The following is a 21,496-nucleotide window of genomic DNA, read 5'->3' on the forward strand; positions in this document are numbered from 1 at the left end:
CACCCCTGTCCTTCTATAGTAAACTTTAATATGGCTATTGTTTAAGCATTGGAGGTCATGGGATGCCAACACCTAGTATGGAAGATTATATTGAACAAATATTTATATTAATAGAACAAAAAGGATATGCCCGGGTAGTGGATATCGCGGAGGCATTATCGGTCCATCCCTCCTCAGTTACGAAAATGGTTCAAAAGCTTGATAAAGACCAGTTCCTGGTTTACGAGAAATACCGGGGACTAGTGCTGACACCAAAAGGATACAAAACCGGCAAAAGGCTGGTTGACCGTCATGAACTGCTCGAGCAATTGTTGAAGGTGATCGGCGTAAAAGAGGAAAATATCTATAATGATGTCGAAGGTATCGAACATCATTTGAGCTGGGATGCAATCGACAGAATTGGAGACCTTGTTCAGTTCTTTGAAGAGGATAAATCCCGTATACAAGAATTAAGGGAAATTCAAAAAAAGAATGAAGAAGAATAAGTAAGTTCAGACATGTTTTGAATCTAAACAATTTTTATTAAGATACTTTTCTAATATGTAAATTAAACACCTGACAAAACTGTCAGGTGTTTTTTTCAATGAATAAGAAAGTATAAATTTTTTGTACTTAGATTAGTGTCCAGCTCCAGCGCCTAGCCCCTCGAGTCGCTTGTCCTGCTGCGGCTCCTAACTCCTCGAGACGTTTCGGTCCTGCCAATGAAGTCAAAGAGCGACTTCACTGTCAGGCCCTCCAGCGCTTGTCGGGGCTGACCAAGGCGCTTACGCTTTTCTTAATGCTTAGTAAATATCAGGATATTGTTCGAAACCGGTTCCATCTGCTGAAACTAAAGAAGTCGTTCCATTTGCCTCTTCATGGATATCGACTCCTGAAATTGTTCCTGTATTAGCTTCCAGCAAAGCTTTACGGTAGGAAATGATTCTTCCAGTTGATGTCTGGAAACTGATGATTTCACCAGCGTTATTTTTATGTATGGCAACCAATTGTTCCTGTTCCAAATTCTAATCTCTCCTTTCCCTTTCTAGTCTTGCTCTTTCTCGAGAAATTTAAACTTAAGAGGAATTCCCTTATCCATAACGAAATAGTTATTATAGGAATTAAAAACTAGGCAGGTGAGCTTATGAGTACTTTCAATTGGGAAATGGAATCTGAAAAACAGTGGGACAGTATGGCTGCCTCGTGGAATTCGAGAAGCAGGGGAATGTGGGAAACTGGAAGCCGCAAGGATATAGTGCCATTCATCAAGCAGTATGTTCCGGCTGGTTCCCTGGTTTGTGATTTAGGCTGCGGAGATGGAACAGGTTCGGAAAAGTTGGCAGAGGCAGGCTATGATGTGACGGGTATTGATGTATCTGAGGAGATGCTGGAGAGAGCCAGAATGAATCCGCGGAATGAGCAAAGTACTTTCTGTAAAGCTACCCTGTCAGATTGCGGAAGTCCTGATAATTTTTTTGATGCCGTAATGGCAATCAATTCAATAGAGTGGACAGACAATCCCTATCTATCTCTGAAAGAAACGTCCCGTATCGTAAAGCCAAATGGTTTTGTTTGCATAGGTATTCTTGGACCAACGGCAGGGCCGAGGACGAACAGCTACAGAAGGCTTTATGGAGAAGAAGTAATCTGCAACACAATCATGCCATGGGAGCTAGAAAGGCTTGCTCATGAAACTGGCTGGGAAAAAGCAGGTGAATTAGGAGTATATAAAAAAGCGGCTGAGCAGCTTTCACTTGATTCATTGCCAGTAGAGCTTCAGCAGGCATTATCATTTATGTGGGTTTTCATGTTCCAGGTTACAAAATAAGGAGGTTTTTAATATGAGTCGTTATTCAATCGATGAGTTTGTGAGCAACACAAAGCAGCAGGATAAAGGGGAAGGGCTATTTGAATTGGAAACACCGCGTATGTTGGAGATCAACCTGGATGGACAGGTATGGTCAAAAGCAGGAGCGATGATATCGTATCGCGGCCAGATCAAGTTTGAGCGGGAGGGAGTTCTTGAACATGGTCTCGGCAAGATGTTCAAAAAAGCATTAACAGGTGAAGGTGCTTCACTAATGAAAGCAAATGGCAATGGAAAACTTTATCTGGCTGACCAGGGGAAGAAAATATCCATCTTGCATTTGCAAAATGAGGACATTTTCGTAAACGGAAATGACCTGCTGGCCTTTGAGCCTTCCATCAGCTGGGATATCAAGCTAATGCGCCGGGTCGCCGGAATGTTATCGGGTGGTTTGTTCAATGTCCGCCTCGAGGGTGTGGGAATGGTGACCATTACATCTCATTATGAGCCGCTGACCCTCATTGTCAGTCCGGATAATCCAGTATATACAGACCCGAACGCAACAGTAGCCTGGTCTGGTAATCTCCAGCCGGAATTTGTAACAGATATTTCGTTCAAAACATTCCTCGGCTGTGGAAGCGGCGAATCGATCCAGATGAAATTCACCGGGGATGGCTTCGTTGTCGTCCAGCCATTTGAAGAAGTCTATTATGCTCCGCAAGGTTAGGAGGCGAGAGAATGCCCTTGGATTTTTTTTATCCTCTTGGAGAAGAACCCATAAAGGATTCAGTCATCGATCTGCTGCCAGATGGATATAAGTTGGCTGCAGTCATTTTTTCTCCCTTTTTTAAAATGCCTGATGGCTGGAAATCACCGGATGGACCTAGCGATGAGGAAGTTTACCAGTTTGCTGATAGAGTGAGCTGGAAGGAAGTTCAAATTAGAACTCGATTCGATAGAATAGCTGATGTATCTATTGGGATAACGGCGTATGTCACAGGAGGCTGCGGTATTAATATCTACAAAAGGATGGATTTGTTCGAGAAAATTCAGAAGGCTATCCATCCGGAAGTTTTTTTTCCTAATGAGGATCAATTTTCAGTTCTGTTGATTGATGACATCTTAAAGGTTCTTACCTCCAAAGGAGCAACTAAAATCCTATACAATAAACTGATAGAGGGAGAAGGAGAGTTTGAATTAAAAGAATTAACCCTCGACCAAAAACTTTTCCTCTGTTCCGGCCCTATGTTCTTAATGGATGAACATAAGGAATTCGGTTTTACTTGTTACTTTGATGAAGTATCAATGGTTTTCTTTACGAAAGAAGATGATTTCAATTGCTTCAAAGGCACTGCTTTTGAAGGTGTGTATCTTGAAAAAGAAACACCGATCATTTGGGAAAACCATCAAGTCACCTATTTTCATTACAATAGAACATAGGGAAAAGGCATCGAACACATCGATGCCTTTTCTAATCCCATTCATAAGGAGTTTCCTGATAAACATAGTAATTCAGCCAATTGGAAAAGAACAAATGGGCATGTGATCTCCAGCGGTTTACCGGTTCCTTTTCGGGATCATCCTGTGGAAAATAATTCTCCGGTATGTCGATTTCAATGCCTTTTTTCTTATCTCTTAAGAATTCTTCGGCAAGTGTTGAAACTTCGTATTCAAGGTGGCCGGTGATCATGATTCTCCTGCTATCTTTGCTGGAAATAATTAGAGCACCGGCTTCATCAGATGAAGCCAACAGCTTCAGCTCAGGATGATTCTGCAAGGCCTTTTTGGAAATATCCGTATTCCTTGAATGAGGAGCAATGAATTCATCGTCGAACCCTCTTAATAGCTTCTCGGTATGGTCTAGGACTCTATGGGTGAATACGCCTGAGCATTTCCTCGGAAGAGTATGTTTATTGATGCCATAGTGATGATATAAGGCAGCCTGTGCTCCCCAGCAGATATGCAATGTGGACGTTACATTTCGCTCTGTCCAGTTGAGAATCTCCGTTAGTTCGTCCCAGTAGTTTACCTCCTCGAAATCCATCAACTCGATTGGTGCACCGGTAATGATCATGCCGTCATATTTTTTTTCTTTTACTTGATTGAAGGTTTGATAAAATTCTTCAAGATGATATTGTGACGTATTTTTTGCCTCGTATGTAGCCGTCTTTAGAAAAGTAATGTTCACCTGTAGTGGGGTATTTCCGAGCAAGCGGAGCAGCTGTCTTTCCGTTTTTTCTTTTTCAGGCATTAGATTCAGTATTAATATATTCAACGGCCGGATATCCTGTTTTGCAGCACGGCTATTATCCATGATAAAAATATTTTCTTTTTCCAGAATTTCTTTCGCTGGCAAGTGCAGCGGGATTTTTATTGGCAAAGTGTAACCTCCCTTTTGGAAAACAAAATCAATAATTTTTATTATAGTCTGAATTCTTTCGTGGAGCAATTGACTAAAGAGGAAATTTTATGACAAATGAATCTTTTTCACCTGATAATATTTCTCTGATGGTAAAATATAAGATGGTAAGCATATAGAGAATATCTGGGGGGATTGGAAATGGGAACAAATATTCAAGTTAAGTCAGATATTGAAATTGCTCGTGACAGTAAAATGAAACCGATTGTTGATATTGCAGAGAGCATTGGCCTGGATGCCGATGAAATTGAACTGTTTGGAAAGTATAAAGCGAAGCTGTCTTCAGAAGCTTTGGCTAAATTAAAAACAAAAGAAAGCGGCAAGGTTGTCCTTGTCACTGCGATTAATCCTACTCCTGCCGGTGAAGGGAAGTCAACAGTAACGGTCGGACTTGCAGATGCGCTGAACAAACTTGGTAAAAAAACAATGATTGCCATGCGTGAGCCTTCTTTAGGGCCAACTATGGGAATCAAGGGAGGCGCAACAGGCGGAGGTTTTGCACAGGTGCTTCCGATGGAGGATATCAATCTTCATTTTACAGGTGACCTGCATGCGATTACCACAGCGAATAATGCGTTGGCTGCTTTGATAGATAATCACATGCAGCAAGGAAACATGCTAAACATAGACCAGCGCCGAATTGTTTGGAAGCGTGCGCTAGATCTGAATGACCGTGCACTGAGAAAAGTGATCGTCGGACTTGGAGGGCCAATGCAGGGTGTTCCTCGTGAAGATGGCTTTGATATTACGGTTGCTTCTGAGATTATGGCTGTCCTTTGCCTTGCGAGTGACCTGAAGGACTTGAAACTCCGTCTTTCAAAGATGGTTGTTGCTTATAATTATGACAAACAGCCTGTTACTGTGGGCGATTTGGGAGTAGAAGGGGCTTTGACTCTTTTATTGAAGGAAGCAGTCAAGCCTAACCTTGTCCAGACTATTGAACATACCCCGGCGTTAATCCATGGCGGCCCATTTGCGAATATCGCACATGGATGCAACAGTCTCATCGCCACCGAGGCTGCGTCCAAGCTTGCTGATTTTGTCGTTACAGAAGCAGGATTTGGAGCCGATCTTGGAGCCGAGAAGTTCTTGAATATCAAAGCAAGAACAGTAGGAATTGATCCTTCCGCTGTTGTGATCGTTGCAACCATCCGTGCTCTGAAAATGCATGGTGGCATGAAGAAGACAGAATTGGTTAACGAGGACGTTCAAGAATTACGAGATGGTTTCACGAACCTGAAAAAGCATATTGAGACGATTGCCAGCTTTGGCTTGCCATATGTAGTTGCAATTAATCGATTTATAACAGATACAGAGCTTGAAACAAGTACATTGATAGAAATGTGTGAGGATGCAGGAATCCCGGTTGCCTTGACCGAAGTTTGGGAAAAAGGTGGCAATGGTGGAGTGGAGCTTGCAGAGAGACTTCTTGAAGTAATTGAAAAAAGTGAAAATACGTTTGCCCATCTTTATGATCTGTCCGATTCACTGGAAGATAAAATCAAGACGATTGCCCGTCAGGTTTATGGTGCGGATGGCGTTGAATTTTCACCGAAAGCGAAAAAGCAACTCGTTGACTTTGATGGATTTGGCTGGGGTGTACTGCCAGTCTGTATGGCTAAAACACAGTATTCATTATCAGATGATCCTCAGAAACTAGGCAGGCCATCAGGATTTACCATCACAGTTCGGGAACTTAAGCCAGTTGGTGCAGGGTTCATCGTTGCATTAACAGGAGAAGTTATGACAATGCCTGGTTTGCCGAAGCTTCCAGCAGCGTTGAATATGGACGTTGACGAAGATGGCAACGCTGTAGGATTGTTCTAAAACATAACCTTGGTCAGTCCTGCCAGCATAGTGTTGACGTGAGATGGTATTCAATCACACGTCCGACGCTGTGCTGCGCATGGACTGGCCATTTTTAAATTTTAATAAAATGGCAGGACTAAGGTTGAAAAAGGAGTGAAAGCTTTGTTCGATCCGACAGCTTATGAAAACATCAAAGTCGTAATTGAAGGCAATATTTATGACAGGGATTTGAGCGGAGAAATCATCGTCATCGATCGCAATGACTGGATCAATGCCGCCAAGTTGTCGCGTAAATACGAAATTTCTTTGACAAAACAAGGTTATGAGGCTGAGGTTTTGTCGGCAAAGATGACCATTGAGGCAGGATTGGAGAACCTCTCTGCAGAGCTATTGGAAAGTGTGAATGCTAAACAGCTTGCCGGGTGTAAAGTGAGTATTTCTTTTTCACTTCAACATAAAAATGAAAAGGTGATTTTTAAGGCAGTACATAAAGGCTTGGAGGAAATTTGGGGGAGTGAACGGGTTATAGTGCACACCGCTTTGGTTGACCCATTGGAAGATAAACCAATTATCAAAAGCCTGGTGCAGGTGTCCTTCAATCGTCTAGTTTTTGAAGAACAGATTGATGACTTAACTGAAATGGTTCATTACATGATAGCTTCACTGAAAAAAATCAAAAAAATTATTGGATGAATAATAATTCCTGTCTCCGAGGCAGGAATTTCTGTATTGTTTTCAGAATAGTCTTATAACAAATGGATTTTAAAATATTATATAAAAATCCACTGTGTGATGAAGGTATCGCATGAATTGTCCAAGCATTTCTGTCTCTTAGTAAAGGGGATTGGCGGATTTTCAAAAACTGCGATACTCAGTAGAATCGAAAAAAGCGAAATAGGGGGAGATTGTTTGAAGAAAATTGCCTGGGTTACAGATAGCACGGTCTATCTGGATGATGAGTTAAGGAACCATCCAGATGTTTTTCAAGTACCGATGACCATTGTTTTGGATGATGTAGAATACCTGGATGGCAAGGATCTTACGGCTGAAGAACTATATGAAAAATTAAAAGCTGTTAAAACAGCACCAAAAACCTCTCAGCCGCCTGTGGGGGTTTTTATGGAATTATATAAGAGGCTTGAAAAAGATTATGACATCGTATTCTCAGTCCTGATCTCATCCAAACTGAGCGGAACAGTTGCTTCAAGTGTACAGGCAGAACAAGAAGTTAACATCCCTGTCGTGACCTTTGATTCTAAAATTCTCACATATGCATTGACGTCTCTTTTAAGAAAAGGAATGGCTTTAGCTGAGCAAGGAGCATCAGTCGATGAGATTAAAGAAAAGCTGGAAGTCATCCGAGAGTCCAATGAAACCTATGTCATGATCGGCAGTCTGGAACAGCTTCATCGAAGCGGCGGCCGTATGTCAGGAATGCAGTTTTATCTTGGAAGCATGCTAAATATCAAACCCATCATCAGTATTGAAGATGGTGCTTTAAATACAAAGGAAAAGGTCCGCAGCGATAAAAAAGCGCGAGAGAAAATATTTGATTACTTGAGAGAGTCACATGATAAATACGGTGTTAAGGAAGTGTATATTCTATATGGCCTTCATAAAGAGGTTGCTGACGAATGGCAGGGCCAGCTTGAAGCGACATTCCCTGATATCCGTTTCCTCAGTTGTCCGATTGGAGCAGTAATAGGTGTACATGCTGGTGAACACACAATCGGGATTAGCTGGAATAATAGAGATGCGTAAGTGCCAATCTTGGCACTTTTTCTTTTGGAAAGAACAATCCACAAACTAGGGATATCCTTCTAACGAACAAAAGAGAGCAGAATCTGGATAAAGTGTCCGATAATAGGTTTCCGTGTGACAAACGGAAATCAGGATCTGTGAGAAGTGTCCGGTAGACAGGCTGTTTATAAAATTAAAACGAAGGTAATAGTAAATGCTGAATTTTAAGCATTCTAATAGTATTATTCCAGCTATCTCTCATCACCATCTATGGTAAAATGAGTTCGGTAGGAAAGTAGGTGCAGGATATGATAGATAAAATAGCAATGGCAGAGGAATTTGTTAAAACTGAGCTTGGCAATGATTCTTCGGGACATGACTGGCACCATATTGACAGGGTCAGAAAGAATGCCCGACTTATATGGAGCAAAGAACAGCAGGGTGATTGGTTCATTATTGAAATGACCGCCTTGCTCCACGACATTCCAGATGATAAATTAAATGAATCGGAAGAAGCCGGATGGATGAAACTAGATTCATTTTTACAAAGCATAGACTTGGATATCGAAATCTCATCACGGATAAAAGCTTGTATCGATACAGTTTCCTATAAAGGGGGCAGGGTGACCGAGCTTGACAGTATTGAAGCGGAGATTGTCCAGGATGCTGACCGCCTTGATGCTCTTGGTGCGATCGGAATTGCAAGGACCTTTGCCTTCGGTGGAAAAAAAGGTCACCCGATTTACGAGCCTGAACTAAATGTCAGAGGGCGGATGTCGCTTGAAGAATATAGAAATGGTGACAGTTCTTCAGTTAATCACTTTTACGAAAAGCTTTTGAAGCTCAAAGATAAAATGAATACCGAGCAAGCAAAACAACTTGCGGAGGAAAGACATAAATTCATGGAATCTTTCCTTGAACAATTTTACAGTGAATGGAATGGTAAGGCATGAAGATGATCACAGTTGAAAATGTGACAAAAACATACGGAGAAAAAGAGCTCTTCAATGGGATTTCTTTTACAATCGGAGAGCGTGAAAGAGTCGGTTTAATTGGTGTCAATGGAACAGGTAAATCATCTTTACTTCGGATAGTCGCTGGGATTGATCAGCCAGATTCTGGAGATCTGATTTTTGCAAAAGACTATAAAATCTCCTTTTTATCACAACAGCCTGAAATGGAACTGGAAAATACCGTTCTTGATCAGGTTTTCAGCGGAGAAGCGCCAATCTTAAAGCTGATGAGAAATTATGAGATTATTCTCTCTGAATTGAGCAGAAAGCCTGATGATTCGGGACTTCAAGAAAGATTTTATGACCTGCAGCGGAGGATGGATAGTTCTGATGGCTGGGATGCCAATACTGCAGCAAAGTCCATTCTCATGCAGCTCGGAATTTCTGACTTCTCCAAAAAAAATGGGCGAACTTTCCGGCGGCCAGAAAAAACGTGTTGCACTCGCTCAGGTACTCATTGAAGCGCCAGATTTGTTGATTCTTGATGAGCCTACGAACCATCTTGATTATGAGACGGTAAAATGGCTTGAAGACTACCTTTCCAGATATTCAGGATCACTTTTGCTTGTCACCCATGACCGCTATTTCCTTGACAGAGTGACGAACAGGATTTTTGAACTTGATGGAGGCAGTCTCTACAGCTACAAAGGCAAACTATGCCAGCTTCCTTGAGGCAAAGGCTATCCGTGAGGAGAACGAAGCCGCAACATTTGAAAAGAAGAAAAATTTGTTCAGACAGGAACTCGAGTGGATCAGGCGCGGCGCTAAGGCGAGGACAACTAAGCAAAAGGCACGTATTCAGCGTTTTGACAAACTGGACGAAGAAGTCTCTAACGTGAAGTCTTCAGAGAAACTCGATATTTCTTTAAGCGGCAGCAGGCTGGGCAAACAGGTGCTTGAACTGAAGGAAGCAACCAAAAAATATGAAGATAAAGTGATTCTTGATCACTTCAATCTTCTTGTGAAACCTGGGGACAGGCTGGGAATCATCGTCCGCAACGGGACAGGCAAATCGACTTTGCTAAATATTCTCGCCGGCAGGATCTTGCTTGATGACGGTGAAATCATTACCGGACAAACCGTGAAAATCGCTTACTATACCCAAGAAAATGAAGATATGGACGAAAATAAGCGGGTAATTGAATACCTGAAAGAGACAGCGGAAATTGTCCATACAACCGATGGTAAGACCATCTCGGCAGCACAAATGCTGGAGAGATTCCTGTTTCCTCCCTATGCACACGGAACTCCAATCAGGAAGCTTTCCGGTGGCGAGAAGCGCAGACTTTACCTGTTAAAGCTGTTAATGGAAGAACCCAATGTCCTGTTGCTCGATGAGCCGACGAATGATTTGGACACGCAGACGTTAACTGTATTGGAAGATTATCTTGAAGAGTTCCCGGGTGTTGTCATAACGGTATCTCACGACCGATACTTCCTTGATAAGGTCGTCGATTTGCTTCTTGTACTAGAGGGGAATGGTCAGACAGATTTGCATTATGGCAACTACACTGAATACCTGGAAAAACGGCCGAAACCAGAACCTGCTCCGACAACGCCGAAGAAGGATAGGATAGAGCAGACAGAAAAGCCTAAGAAAAAGAAACTTTCCTTCAAAGAGCAAAAAGAATGGGCAGAAATTGAGGATAAAATCGCAGGAACAGAAGCGCGTCTTGAAGAGATCCAGGCAGAAATGGCCAATATCGGAAGCGATTTTGAAAAGGGCCAGGCACTTGTAAACGAAGAGAAAGAGTTGAATGAGCAGCTAGAATATTTAATTGAAAGATGGAGCTATTTATCTGAGCTCGCAGATGACGAATAAGACCTGGGGTGCCGGGTCTTATTTTTCGTTAAGTTTGTGTTATAGGTAGATATTTATATCCGAACCCCTTTTTAGACTCTGTAACTTTTCTATTTTACCTTTGTATAGGTGGTAAGCGTATTGGATGATTACCTAGTTGAATTGGAATGGAAAACCTGTCAGAACCATTGATGATTTCGGTGTGAAGGGCTTCGAAATGCTATCTAATCTTCATTATGTTAAAATGGCTTCATTCCTGAAAATAATAAAGGGGTGGGAATGTGAAAATTGTATCAATTGAACCAACGCCAAGCCCGAATACGATGAAGATCAATCTGGATGAAGAACTTCCTATGGGCAAGAGCAATAACTATAAAAAGGATTCAGCGGCTGGAGCACCGGAAGTCGTTGTGAACATACTGGATATTGATGGGGTAAAAGGGGTTTACCATGTTGCCGATTTTCTGGCAGTCGAAAGAAATGCGAAATATGACTGGAAGGTAATCCTCCCTGAAGTCAGGAAAGCGTTCGGAGAAGAAGCAGAAGAATCGGGGGACGGCACGCCTGAAATCAATGAACATTTTGGGGAAGTAAAAGTCCTTGTACAAGTATATAAGGGAATTCCCATGCAGGTGAAGCTGACTGATGGCAATGAAGAGAAGCGGTTTGGATTGCCAGAATCATTTGTGACAAAAGTAGGTGAGGTGCAGTCTCCGGAGGATAATGTTGTGATGGTCCGCCGGTGGAAGGAACTGGGAGTCCGTTATGGAGATTTCGATCAGGTAGGAAATGATGTAGTGGAAGAGCTGTTAGCGGCATATCCTCCCGAGAGGCTGGAGGAGCTTGTGAAGCTTGCTAAGAATCCTGGTCAGGAGGCACAGATTAAAGAAGCAAAGAAAAAAATCAGGGTAACAGAAGCCGATTTGGACAATCCGGACTGGCGGATAAGGTACCAGCTTCTTGAGCAAATGGAAGATCCAACGATTGAGGACTTGCCTGTGCTTAAAAAGGCTCTTCAAGATGAGAAAGCTTCCATACGCCGATTGTCCACCGTTTATTTAGGAATGATCGAAGACAAAAAGGTCCTGCCATTGCTATACAAAGCTTTGAACGACAAAACGGTTACTGTTCGCAGGACTGCTGGTGATTGTCTTTCGGACCTTGGTTTTTCGGAAGCAATGGATGAAATGATGGAAGCCCTCAAGGATCCAAACAAGCTTGTACGCTGGAGGGCAGCGATGTTCCTGTATGAAGTTGGAGACGAAAGGGCACTGCCAGCGTTAAATGCCGCTGAAGAAGATCCTGAATTTGAAGTGAGCATGCAGGTGAAACTGGCAATTGCCCGTATTGAGCATGGTGAGGAAGCGAAAGGCTCAGTTTGGAAACAAATGACTGAAGCTAGAAAACAATAAAGAGTCTGTGAAGCATTCTGGATGTTCTTAAATCATCCTGGATGCTTTTTTTAGTTCAAAGCCTTCAGGTGCTATGGTCCTAGTAATTTTTCCGCTGATAAAAATGTATCCGCTTACTTATTTGTAATAATTAAAATATTTAGATTATTATTGCAAATATTCCCGGAAAGAGGTATTGTAATGAATAAAAAATCGGGAGGGACATTCTTTGGAAAAAGATTTAAGAATCAAGAGCCATGTATTTAGTGATGATGCAAGAAAGGCGCCAAACAGGGCTATGCTGCGGGCAGTTGGATTCAGTGACGATGATTTCAGGAAACCGATGATTGGGATAGCGAGTACCTGGAGTGAGGTTACTCCTTGTAATATACATATTGATAAGCTCGCAGTGAAAGCGAAAGAGGGTGCCAGGGCTGCTGGTGGGGCGCCTTTGATATTTAACACAATCACGGTATCAGATGGGATTTCGATGGGAACAGACGGAATGCGCTATTCACTTCCAAGCCGCGACTTAATCGCTGATTCAATAGAAACCGTGGTTCAGGGTGAGAGCCTTGATGGCTTCGTAGCAATTGGGGGTTGTGATAAAAATATGCCTGGTTGTATGATGGCTATTGCGAGGATGGACCTACCTTCTGTTTTTGTTTATGGAGGTACCATCAAGCCGGGCAAGCTTGATGGTAATGACATTGACATAGTGTCAGCGTTCGAAGGTGTCGGTCAATATAACAAGGGTGCAATTGGTGATGAACAGCTCCATAAGATTGAATGCCATGCTTGTCCAGGTTCGGGTTCATGTGGAGGAATGTACACAGCCAATACAATGGCCAGTGCAATCGAGGCCCTTGGTATGAGCCTGCCAGGCAGTTCGTCACATCCGGCGGAAACCGATGAAAAGAGGGAAGATTGTTATAAGGCAGGAGAAGTTGTTTACCGGATGCTGGAGCAGGATATCCGTCCAAGACAGATTTTAACGAAGGAAGCATTTGAAAATGCGATTACAGTCGTTATGGCTCTCGGCGGATCCACGAATGCCGTCCTGCATTTAATGGCCATCGCGCATGCTGCTGAAGTCGACCTGACACTGGATGATTTCAACAGGATTCAGGAAAGAGTTCCCCATCTTGCCGACTTGAAGCCAAGCGGCAAATATGTCATGCAGGACCTTTTTGAAGCTGGAGGGGTGCCAGCAGTCATGAAGCTACTTTTAAAAGAAGGAATGCTGCACGGTGATTGCCTCACAGTTACTGGAAAAACAATCGAAGAGAACCTTAATGATTTTCCGGACTTGAGACATGGCCAGAAAGTCATCCGGCCGGCATCTCAGCCGTTTAGGAAGGACGGACCATTAGTGGTTTTAAAAGGAAACCTTGCACCAGATGGCGCAGTAGCGAAAGTATCCGGCCTGAAGGTGAAAGCCATGACTGGTCCAGCAAAAGTTTTTAATGATGAAGAGTCAGCATCCAAAGCAGTGATGTCTGATGAAATCGTCGCTGGAGACGTACTGGTCATCCGTTATGAGGGGCCAAAAGGTGGACCGGGCATGCCTGAAATGCTGAGTTTGTCAGCGATCCTTGTGGGCAAAGACCTTGGAGAAGAGGTTGCATTGCTGACAGACGGAAGGTTCTCGGGAGGCAGCCATGGGCTGGTCATTGACCATATCGCTCCTGAAGCACAGGTTGGCGGTCCGATTGCACTAATCAAAGATGGGGACATGATTACGGTTGATAGTGAACAAAGGCTGATCTCAGTTGCCTTGAATGAGGAAGAACTGGCTGCCCGGAGGAAAAACTGGACTCCGCCGCCCCTTCCGAAGAGAGGGGCACTGTCTAAATACGCCAGACTTGTTTCTTGTTCCTCCAAAGGTGCCGTAACGGATCATTTTGAAGGTAAGACACTTCAGGAGCCTGTACATTCCTAGTATGTGACGTTCTTTTATTGCGTTTGATATAAATAATATAGTATGCTAACACTGCAAACTATCGTTTGGGAGGGATTATTTATGTCAATGGCATATGAAGAATATATGAGACAAATGGTCAAGCCGATGCGTGAGGAATTGACACGTGCGGATTTCAAAGAACTGCTTACAGCGGATGAAGTAGAAGAATTTATGGAAAATGCTGAGGGAACAACCCTTGTAGTAGTGAACTCTGTTTGTGGCTGTGCGGCAGGCCTGGCTCGTCCATCAGCAACTCAATCAATCTTGCGAAGTGAGAAGAAACCGGATCATCTTGTGACTGTTTTTGCAGGACAGGATAAAGAAGCAACGGCAAAAATGCGAGAGTACTTCACAGATCTTGAACCATCTTCACCGTCAATGGCACTGCTGAAAGGCAAAGAAGTTGTTCACTTCATTCCGCGCCATGATATCGAAGGCCAGCCGATGGAAGCAATCATGGATAACTTAACATCTGCCTTCGATGCTCATTGCTAAGCTTAGTTGATTTCAGGATATCTCCATTTAGAATGAACAGATAATCGCCGATGTTATAATTTGTTAAAAGGATGTCTAAGGACGTCCTTTTTCTTTGTTAACCAGGAAGTTATAATAATTAAAAATTAGTATCAGGAAGTGTTGTGTGTGTTTGTGACAACTGCCGGCAGGACAAATGAGGGAATGACAGCTAATGCCAGAGCAATTGCCTGCGAGCTTGAAGTAGATTTTGTATCCAGGAACAAAAGGTCAGTATCAGCACTTCAGAATATCGTGAAGGACGACTGCCTCGTAGTGGGCAAAGAGAGACTCGAGCTTTTCCCATTAGGAGCTTCAGAGCCTTTCTTTTTCCACCCGAATTCCGCTATGTTCCGAGTAAAACGATTGATGAAAGGGGAAAGTGATCCTCTCCTAGATGCAGGAAAACTGCAGGAAGGCAAAAACTTTCTTGACTGTTCACTCGGTCTTGGTTCAGATAGTATCGTAGCTAGCTTTATTGTTGGTGAATCAGGTTCTGTCACAGGGATAGAAGCAAGACAGGAGCTCGCATATTTAGTCAAAACTGGGCTTAAATCATGGGATTCAGGATATGAAGCGCTCAATAATGCTATGGGTAAAATAAAAGTAATTAACGGGTATTCTTTAGAGTTCCTTAAGGCTCAGGAAGACAAGAGTTTTGATTGTGTTTATTTTGATCCAATGTTCGATGAATCGATTCTGGAGTCGGATGGAATCAGGAGCCTCAGCCACTTCGCTGTATATGACGGACTAACAGAGGAAGTCATTCAGCAGGCAATTCGTGTAGCCAGGGAAAGGGTAGTCCTGAAAGACCATTTCAAAAGCAAGCGCTTCGAAGAGTTTGGATTCAATGTTTACAGAAGAAAATCCTCTAAATTTCATTTTGGAACCATAGAAAAAGAATGAGGCAAAACCCCATTCTTTTTCTATGTAATAGAATATAGGAATAACAGAACATGAAGGAGAATAGATCACTCATCACTTCCCTCATCAACAAGGGCTTAATCCGCTATTGCCAAAAAGACAAAATAAGCAAGCAAAGAAAGGCTGACTGCAACAGCGACCCACTCCATACTTATGACCTCCCTTTTTAACTTCAATTGAAGCCTCTAATATTTCCTTATTACCATTTTTTAAAAATCTGAAACCCTTTGCCCAATTTTACGTATAAACAAGTTATAATAATACTAAGCCTATTTTTTATTATCACCAATTCAGGTTATTACTACACACATGGATATTTAACTTAAACAGATTAATATTTTTATAGATAATTGTTCCTATTTACATAAGGATGTGATCCACATGCCCGCATGGCTGCGCAAATCGCTTGTTGTCGTGATCTCAATGGTTACATTTGGGATGGTGTCTCCTGCTCAGGTTAATGGGTTTCTGACAACTACAACAGAAAGATCTGAAAAATCGACCGCTGCTGAAACAAGTTTCGTTGATACGCTCGAGCTCCCCTTAGATGAGGAAGCGGAGAGGGAATTGTTCATACACCGGACAATGATGGAAGCAGAACAACAGTCCTTCCAGAAATTCGGTGCGAAAATTGGTCCAGTGATTGAGGATGAATTCAGGCAAACTATACTGCCAAACATCGAAAAGGCGATCGAAATGGTAGCATTCCAGTATCCCGGAGAAAAGCTCAATTCTCTCCGTATTACAGAAATACCTGGTGGCGGAGCGTCTGAAAAAATATTTCATATAATCGGGGATAATGGCAAGGATATTATCCGGTTTCACGTCAGAAGAGACCAGCCGCCTAAGGATGGTTTCTGGTTTAATTTCCATTATCACACTTATCATGATAACTTTCAGACCCATTACGAGCTTGGTAGAATTTTCTGGGCGAAAAATACTCCGCCCAAATGGAAAAGTTGAGGATTACCTCCAGAAAAAATGCTGGGTTGAATAATGAAACAAGTATAAATCTCATTTATTTTGGTTGATTTAGGACTTAAATTGAGGAAAACGAAATAAGTTTTTATAGAAGCCCGGCTGATGCTGGGTTTTTCTATACAATTCCTAAGAACCAAAAAATGGGAGGAACATCTAGAATGGCAGACATATTTCAAGGATTTGTTGATACTTATGTCCAGTTTTTCAATTGGGATATGTGGGTTGAGGTTTTAACTGATCCTGTCAGCTGGGGGCTAATCGGGACACTCGTCATCCTCGAAGGGCTTTTATCTGCTGATAACGCCCTGGTGCTGGCTGTGATGGTCAAACACTTGCCGGATAAACAGAGGAAAAGAGCTTTGTTTTATGGATTATTGGGCGCATATGCCTTCAGGTTTATCGCAATTGGTATAGGTGTATATTTGATCGAATTCTGGTGGGTGAAAGTACTGGGCGCAGGCTATCTTGCCTGGCTGGCAATTAAATATTTTATTGAAAAGAAAAAAGAGAAGAGTCAGGATGACCAGGAAGTTGCAGGAATCAATCAGAATGGACTGCTGATCCGGTTGTTTGGTACATTTTGGGGTACGGTTGCCGCAGTAGAATTAATGGATATTGCGTTCTCAGTAGACAGTGTACTGGCTGCTTTGGGGATCAGCGAAGAAGTGTGGGTCCTGCTTCTTGGAGGTATGCTCGGTGTCTTGATGATGCGAGGAGTTGCGGGTGTATTCCTTAGATTGATTGAAAAGATACCTGAACTGGAGACGACTGCGTATATTCTGATTTTTATCATATCCGCAAAAATGTTGGCTGGCGTTTTTGGCATCCATATAGAGCATGCCCATTTCTTTATTCTGTTGCTGATTACGTTTACAGCAACATTTGTTATCCATTACATGAACAACAAAAAAGCTGAAGCAAGCGAACAGCAAAAGAATGTCCAATAAAGGAACACAGGAACGGATACAGGTCTGTTCCTTTTTTAATTTTCCTAATTTGAATCCTACTTTTCGTGAAAATCAATGTTTTCTCTAACTGTCCTTCTGACAAATAAGAATATGCAGGCAAATGATACATATATGAGTAAAAAAGTACCTGTGAAGTGGAGGATAGGAGAGGTTGCTGGGAGGATTAAGACAGTGAAAATAAGTGAATAGAATAATAGATCAACTAAAACAAGATGACCGGAGCACATTGCCTGGATGACCTTCCGTAACTCCAACCGCAAATCCTTAATAGGCTCTCTTTTAAAAATAAATCGCATGTGAATTCACCTTCCAGGTTTAAGTATTCATCTATATGCATGGACAGGGATAAAGGTGAAATTCAGTATTTATGAACTTTCTTGAAACTTTTGATCAGGTAGTCCGTACTGCTATTACAAGCCCAATAGGTGTTTTAACATCTATGTTATGATAATTAGTATAATCAGCCAATTTAAATCATTAATTTAAGATTATCGTCCTCGGCGGGAAGTGATTCTATGTATTCGTCAATGAAAAAATTAATACTACATCCATTGCCTGTTACAATTTACAACTGGCTCGAGCTGTTAACTACTCCGGCAAGCGAGAGACCATTTTACAAAAAAGATGGTGCTAACATACATATAGGCCAAGTCAAAGCTAGTTTTATAGGCATTCCGCATGATGAAGTTGAGTATTATCATCAATTGCAAGCCTATGTTCACTCCAATGGACTAATCTTGTTGAGCGATCTGTTGTTGAATAAATCAAATGATCATTTAAAATCTATCCAGAAAATTACCGAAATTAGTAATAAGAAGCATGTGTCAGTATACCAATTTGTGGAACTCCTGGATCAAGAAAATTTACTGCCCATTTCAGAAAATCTCTTGATTAAGAAACAGATAAGAGTAGCGGCAGTTAAAATGATCCAAATGTATTTAAGAAATGAAAAAGGTGGGTTGGGGAGCAAAGAGTTCGGCACTGTTCTTAACGATGTCCTAGTATGGATCACCCACCATCTGAGCTGCCATTTGACAAAAGCAGATCCTGAAGGGGGAATGCCTGCTTTTCTATGGTATGGAAACTACAGGGTAAGCCATCAGTATCTTCTATACTATCTGATTGAATTTGGAGGAGATCTGGTTACTTTCACACCGGCGGGAAATGACGTATTAGCCTTAGATCCGCTAGGTAGGATGGGAGAATTTGTCCATACTTTTCCGGAGACTGGTGTTCCAATGCCATTGCCTGTTGAAAAAAGTTTGCAGACTACTACTGTGGCATACAGGGCATCTAAGGAAATTGAAAAAATCCTAAACTATGAGGGAACGGTTTTTTATAAACCATGGCAGTTGAGAGATTACGTACCTAATGCCATTACCTTGAAGACAACGTATGACGAATTGTTTATAGTTGCCAGGGAAAAGTCGATGATCAGACCCTGTTTTGAAGTCGAGAACAGAACGGTAAAGATTCCTGCCATTTTTGCAAAAATTAATGGCGTCACAAGTAATCGCCGTGAATATTGGAACCGCCTCCATCGATTAATTTTGCAGGAAAATACGTATCTAGTTAAAAGTTTGCCATTTTCTCCTGGTACGAACAATGACTTCCGATTTCATTATCGTAAGTCATTGGACTATGACGGGCTGCTCAATATTGAAAAGATGGAAGGTGCCCATTATTGGAAGTACAATCACCTGCCTTCTGGACTGCAGAAAGGTCTTGCTTCAGCAATCAGAAATACTTGTGCCGTACCGAAGCTGAAGCCTCTAAACAGTGAGAAAGAGGAGGATGTAAAGGTATATTTGTTCAACCAGGCGATGCAGATTCCAGAATTCATTTTGAAAATGCTCCAGAAATTCGATTACTCCCAGAACGTGCCAAAGTTGATTGTTTTTGATAATCAACTCAATGGATCGCTGACAAGACCAGATGCTGCGCTTCTGCTGTTATTAAACCAACTAGGTGTTGATTTGGTCATTTATAACCCGGCTGGTCACAGTGACATAGAAAAATACATCGAAAATGGCGCATTCGTTTCCCACTGGCTCGAGGATGTTGTATTTGAACAAGAGCTAAAGGAACCTTCCGCATTTAAGAAAGTTATTTTTCAAGGTATCCTAAAAATCCTAAGGAGAGATTAAGTTGATGAATCCTATCAATGGTCAAAATGCCAGCTCCCCAATTGATAATCTTAAGGAACGGTTGAGTAGAGAGCCAGCTTCTGATATAAAGCTGGCGTTGCGGAATGAGCCTGAGGTGCAGAATCTGGCACGGAGCATTGATGAACACGATATCATTAAAATCCTCGAATACGGCAAGGAGCCCGCTGTTGAAATCTCCAGCTTCTCTGATCAAATCCTTGGCGTAATGCGGACGAACAATGTGGAGGACTCAGGGCAGTTACTAATGCAGCTTGGGAAGATCATGGATCGGTTTGACAAAAAGGATTTCGACAAAGCCTCAGGTGGTCTGTTCAGTAAGCTATTCAAGAGAAGTGAAAAGATGCTAGATAGACTTTATAGCAAATACCAGTCTATGGGGAAGGACATCGAAAAGGTATATGTGGAAATCTCTAAATACCAGAGTGAAATGACAGAAACGACAACCAGGCTTGAACGCATGTATGAACAGAACCACCAATATTACCTGACACTAGAAAAATATGTAGTGGCTGGTGAGCTTAAGCTGAATGAACTGAAAACAACAAAGCTTCCACCACTTGAACAAGAGGCTTTGAATGGAGATACAATGTCATCAATGGAACTAGATTCACTCAGGAATGCAATCGAGCTTCTTGAACAAAGAATTTATGACCTTGGATTGGCAAAGCTGGTCGCACTGCAGACCGCACCTCAAATAAAGCTGCTTCAGCGAGGAAATGCCAAGCTGATTGGCAAAATAAACTCGGCATTTGTCACGACCATTCCAATTTTTAAAAGCGGCTTAATACAGGCTGTTACAGCAAAGAGACAAAAACTGGTGGCTGAATCACTGAAGGAGCTCGATCGACGCACCAATGAAATGATGAGTAAAAATGCCAAGGACATTGCTGCTCGGAGTGTGGATATTGCCCGACTATCAGGTGCACCAGGATTAAAGATTGAGACGATTGAAGAATGCTTTCATATAATCCTTAAGGGGATAAAAGAAACAAAAGCCATTGAGGAAGAAAACAATCGGCTGCGTGAAGAAGGAAGGCAACGATTGCAAGAGCTGCAAAAAAAATATAAAAATAGTAAGCTGCAATAGCTGTTAAAACCAGACTGACTCATCCGAATATAGAATTGGATGAGTTTTTTTTTATCGAAAAATAATGGAGGATTCGTAAGCATTTCCTGAAATTCTCAGCCTGCAGGCAAGCAACCATATGTTATAATTTAATAGAATAATATAAATATGTTTTCCTCGATAATTACACTCCATCATCCCTTATTGCATCTTCGAAAAAACACTTCAGGAAAGGGGATAATAAATGCGAAGGATTTTTCAAATATTCGTTGTTATCATACTTTCCTTATCACTACTTGGCAGTTCCAATGCCAATATGGATGGCATTTTTTTATATGAGTATCCTAAACAATCTCTGCTATATGAATCGCTTCAGCCAGATACCGTCCATCTTGCCGGTAAGTTGATTGTTCTGCCAGAAAAGGACTTTGATCAAGGGGAAGCAGCCCGGATTATCAATAGGCTTATGCTCCTGCCGGAAAGTATGATCATTAAAGCGGTAGACAGCAATATTAAAGTAAAGTTATTTGAAGGGAGATTGACCGATAATCCAAGTGCAAGCCACTTGAAGGGGATTGTTCCGCGGGGTTATACCTCTGATAAAACTTGGGATCAGGTTCCGGGTATTGGAGGTTCAAGGACCGTACTTGTTAAGATTGGCAGCAGTGAGAAAGGGAAGGGACATGGATCGGTAAACCTCGAATTGCATGAGCTGGCACACTCTCTTGACCGCCATGTTTATGAAGGAATCAGGAATGAAGAAAGATTCTTGAAAATCTGGAAGCATGAAAGTCGGCTGCTCTTCCCAGGCCGTGCCTATTTCCTTGATTATCCGGAGGAATTCTTTGCGGAATGCTTTGCGATGTTCTATATTGGCGGATTGCAGGGCCAAGCTGCTTGAGGAAGCTGCACCGCAAACTTATCAATATATCGAAGGCCTTAAGTAGGCCTTTT

The 21,496-nt window shown here is 42.1% G+C and carries 19 protein-coding genes and 1 pseudogene; 18 read left to right on the forward strand and 2 right to left on the reverse strand.

Annotated features, from left to right (window positions below):
* The first annotated feature begins 62 nt into the window (after positions 1 to 62).
* Complete coding sequence (mntR, locus tag LC048_RS06940) at positions 63 to 485, forward strand: transcriptional regulator MntR (protein ID WP_226602324.1); 423 nt, start codon at positions 63 to 65, stop codon at positions 483 to 485.
* 297 nt (positions 486 to 782) lie between these two features.
* Here the strand turns inward: mntR and LC048_RS06945 are convergent, their stop codons facing one another.
* The gene (locus LC048_RS06945) at positions 783 to 1,001 is read right to left on the reverse strand and encodes a DUF3892 domain-containing protein (RefSeq protein ID WP_226602325.1); all 219 of its coding nucleotides are present in this window, start codon (positions 999 to 1,001) and stop codon (positions 783 to 785) included.
* Between the two features lie 122 nt (positions 1,002 to 1,123).
* Here LC048_RS06945 and LC048_RS06950 point away from each other — a divergent pair, with 122 nt between their 5' ends.
* The 3 genes from LC048_RS06950 to LC048_RS06960 are packed head-to-tail and all read left to right on the forward strand — an operon-like array spanning position 1,124 to position 3,226.
* Positions 1,124 to 1,807, forward strand: a complete 684-nt coding sequence (locus LC048_RS06950; RefSeq protein WP_306049820.1) for a class I SAM-dependent methyltransferase — start codon at positions 1,124 to 1,126, stop codon at positions 1,805 to 1,807.
* A 13-nt stretch (positions 1,808 to 1,820) separates the two neighbouring features.
* Positions 1,821 to 2,513, forward strand: a complete 693-nt coding sequence (locus LC048_RS06955; RefSeq protein WP_306049822.1) for an AIM24 family protein — start codon at positions 1,821 to 1,823, stop codon at positions 2,511 to 2,513.
* Positions 2,514 to 2,524: 11 nt separating this feature from the next.
* Positions 2,525 to 3,226, forward strand: coding sequence for a DUF2711 family protein (locus LC048_RS06960; RefSeq protein ID WP_226602328.1), 702 nt, complete (start codon positions 2,525 to 2,527; stop codon positions 3,224 to 3,226).
* A 31-nt stretch (positions 3,227 to 3,257) separates the two neighbouring features.
* Here the strand turns inward: LC048_RS06960 and metA are convergent, their stop codons facing one another.
* Positions 3,258 to 4,166 carry a homoserine O-acetyltransferase MetA gene (gene metA, locus LC048_RS06965; protein WP_226602329.1) on the reverse strand — a complete coding sequence of 303 codons (909 nt, stop codon included), beginning with the start codon at positions 4,164 to 4,166 and terminating at the stop codon, positions 3,258 to 3,260.
* A gap of 180 nt (positions 4,167 to 4,346) precedes the next feature.
* Here metA and LC048_RS06970 point away from each other — a divergent pair, with 180 nt between their 5' ends.
* The 14 genes and pseudogenes from LC048_RS06970 to LC048_RS07035 all read left to right on the forward strand — a co-directional run bounded on the left by LC048_RS06970 (position 4,347) and on the right by LC048_RS07035 (position 21,443).
* Positions 4,347 to 6,032, forward strand: a complete 1,686-nt coding sequence (locus LC048_RS06970) for a formate--tetrahydrofolate ligase (protein WP_306049825.1) — start codon at positions 4,347 to 4,349, stop codon at positions 6,030 to 6,032.
* Positions 6,033 to 6,176: 144 nt separating this feature from the next.
* Positions 6,177 to 6,707 (forward strand): hypothetical protein, encoded by a 531-nt coding sequence (locus LC048_RS06975; RefSeq protein WP_226602331.1) that lies wholly within the window; start codon positions 6,177 to 6,179, stop codon positions 6,705 to 6,707.
* A gap of 216 nt (positions 6,708 to 6,923) precedes the next feature.
* Positions 6,924 to 7,775, forward strand: a complete 852-nt coding sequence (locus LC048_RS06980; protein WP_306049827.1) for a DegV family protein — start codon at positions 6,924 to 6,926, stop codon at positions 7,773 to 7,775.
* Positions 7,776 to 8,062: 287 nt separating this feature from the next.
* Positions 8,063 to 8,707, forward strand: a complete 645-nt coding sequence (locus LC048_RS06985; RefSeq protein ID WP_306049829.1) for an HD domain-containing protein — start codon at positions 8,063 to 8,065, stop codon at positions 8,705 to 8,707.
* Positions 8,704 to 10,589, forward strand: a pseudogene (locus tag LC048_RS06990) (ABC-F family ATP-binding cassette domain-containing protein). The gene LC048_RS06985 and the pseudogene LC048_RS06990 overlap by 4 nt, the downstream one beginning before the upstream one ends.
* A gap of 260 nt (positions 10,590 to 10,849) precedes the next feature.
* A complete protein-coding gene (locus LC048_RS06995) occupies positions 10,850 to 11,980 on the forward strand; it encodes a conserved virulence factor C family protein (protein ID WP_226602335.1) in 1,131 nt (376 codons plus the stop codon).
* A gap of 208 nt (positions 11,981 to 12,188) precedes the next feature.
* Positions 12,189 to 13,901 carry a dihydroxy-acid dehydratase gene (ilvD, locus tag LC048_RS07000; RefSeq protein ID WP_306049831.1) on the forward strand — a complete coding sequence of 571 codons (1,713 nt, stop codon included), beginning with the start codon at positions 12,189 to 12,191 and terminating at the stop codon, positions 13,899 to 13,901.
* An 81-nt stretch (positions 13,902 to 13,982) separates the two neighbouring features.
* Positions 13,983 to 14,417 carry a BrxA/BrxB family bacilliredoxin gene (locus LC048_RS07005; protein WP_226602337.1) on the forward strand — a complete coding sequence of 145 codons (435 nt, stop codon included), beginning with the start codon at positions 13,983 to 13,985 and terminating at the stop codon, positions 14,415 to 14,417.
* A 147-nt stretch (positions 14,418 to 14,564) separates the two neighbouring features.
* Positions 14,565 to 15,341, forward strand: coding sequence for a class I SAM-dependent methyltransferase (locus LC048_RS07010; RefSeq protein ID WP_306049833.1), 777 nt, complete (start codon positions 14,565 to 14,567; stop codon positions 15,339 to 15,341).
* 399 nt (positions 15,342 to 15,740) lie between these two features.
* On the forward strand, positions 15,741 to 16,322 hold the full coding sequence (locus tag LC048_RS07015; protein WP_226602339.1) for a YpjP family protein: 582 nt from the start codon (positions 15,741 to 15,743) through the stop codon (positions 16,320 to 16,322).
* Positions 16,323 to 16,498: 176 nt separating this feature from the next.
* A complete protein-coding gene (locus LC048_RS07020; protein WP_226602340.1) occupies positions 16,499 to 17,287 on the forward strand; it encodes a TerC family protein in 789 nt (262 codons plus the stop codon).
* A 536-nt stretch (positions 17,288 to 17,823) separates the two neighbouring features.
* On the forward strand, positions 17,824 to 19,455 hold the full coding sequence (locus LC048_RS07025) for a YceG family protein (protein ID WP_226602341.1): 1,632 nt from the start codon (positions 17,824 to 17,826) through the stop codon (positions 19,453 to 19,455).
* A 13-nt stretch (positions 19,456 to 19,468) separates the two neighbouring features.
* A complete protein-coding gene (locus tag LC048_RS07030) occupies positions 19,469 to 20,563 on the forward strand; it encodes a toxic anion resistance protein (protein ID WP_371932049.1) in 1,095 nt (364 codons plus the stop codon).
* Positions 20,564 to 20,786: 223 nt separating this feature from the next.
* Positions 20,787 to 21,443 (forward strand): anthrax toxin lethal factor-related metalloendopeptidase, encoded by a 657-nt coding sequence (locus tag LC048_RS07035; protein WP_306049836.1) that lies wholly within the window; start codon positions 20,787 to 20,789, stop codon positions 21,441 to 21,443.
* The last annotated feature ends 53 nt before the right edge of the window (positions 21,444 to 21,496 follow it).

The sequence above is a fragment of the Mesobacillus subterraneus genome (genome assembly GCF_020524355.2).
Taxonomy (GTDB): Bacteria; Bacillota; Bacilli; order Bacillales; family Cytobacillaceae; genus Mesobacillus; species Mesobacillus subterraneus_C.

Excerpts from the sequence above, each read along its gene's own strand:
- LC048_RS07005 (WP_226602337.1), top strand. The coding sequence starts at position 13,983 with ATGTCAATGGCATATGAAGAATATATGAGACAAATGGTCAAGCCGATG.
- LC048_RS06955 (WP_306049822.1), top strand. The coding sequence starts at position 1,821 with ATGAGTCGTTATTCAATCGATGAGTTTGTGAGCAACACAAAGCAGCAG.
- mntR (WP_226602324.1), top strand. The coding sequence starts at position 63 with ATGCCAACACCTAGTATGGAAGATTATATTGAACAAATATTTATATTA.
- LC048_RS06970 (WP_306049825.1), top strand. The coding sequence starts at position 4,347 with ATGGGAACAAATATTCAAGTTAAGTCAGATATTGAAATTGCTCGTGAC.
- LC048_RS07020 (WP_226602340.1), top strand. The coding sequence starts at position 16,499 with ATGGCAGACATATTTCAAGGATTTGTTGATACTTATGTCCAGTTTTTC.
- LC048_RS07035 (WP_306049836.1), top strand. The coding sequence starts at position 20,787 with ATGCGAAGGATTTTTCAAATATTCGTTGTTATCATACTTTCCTTATCA.
- LC048_RS07025 (WP_226602341.1), top strand. The coding sequence starts at position 17,824 with ATGTATTCGTCAATGAAAAAATTAATACTACATCCATTGCCTGTTACA.
- LC048_RS06960 (WP_226602328.1), top strand. The coding sequence starts at position 2,525 with ATGCCCTTGGATTTTTTTTATCCTCTTGGAGAAGAACCCATAAAGGAT.
- LC048_RS07015 (WP_226602339.1), top strand. The coding sequence starts at position 15,741 with ATGCCCGCATGGCTGCGCAAATCGCTTGTTGTCGTGATCTCAATGGTT.
- LC048_RS06950 (WP_306049820.1), top strand. The coding sequence starts at position 1,124 with ATGAGTACTTTCAATTGGGAAATGGAATCTGAAAAACAGTGGGACAGT.
- LC048_RS06985 (WP_306049829.1), top strand. The coding sequence starts at position 8,063 with ATGATAGATAAAATAGCAATGGCAGAGGAATTTGTTAAAACTGAGCTT.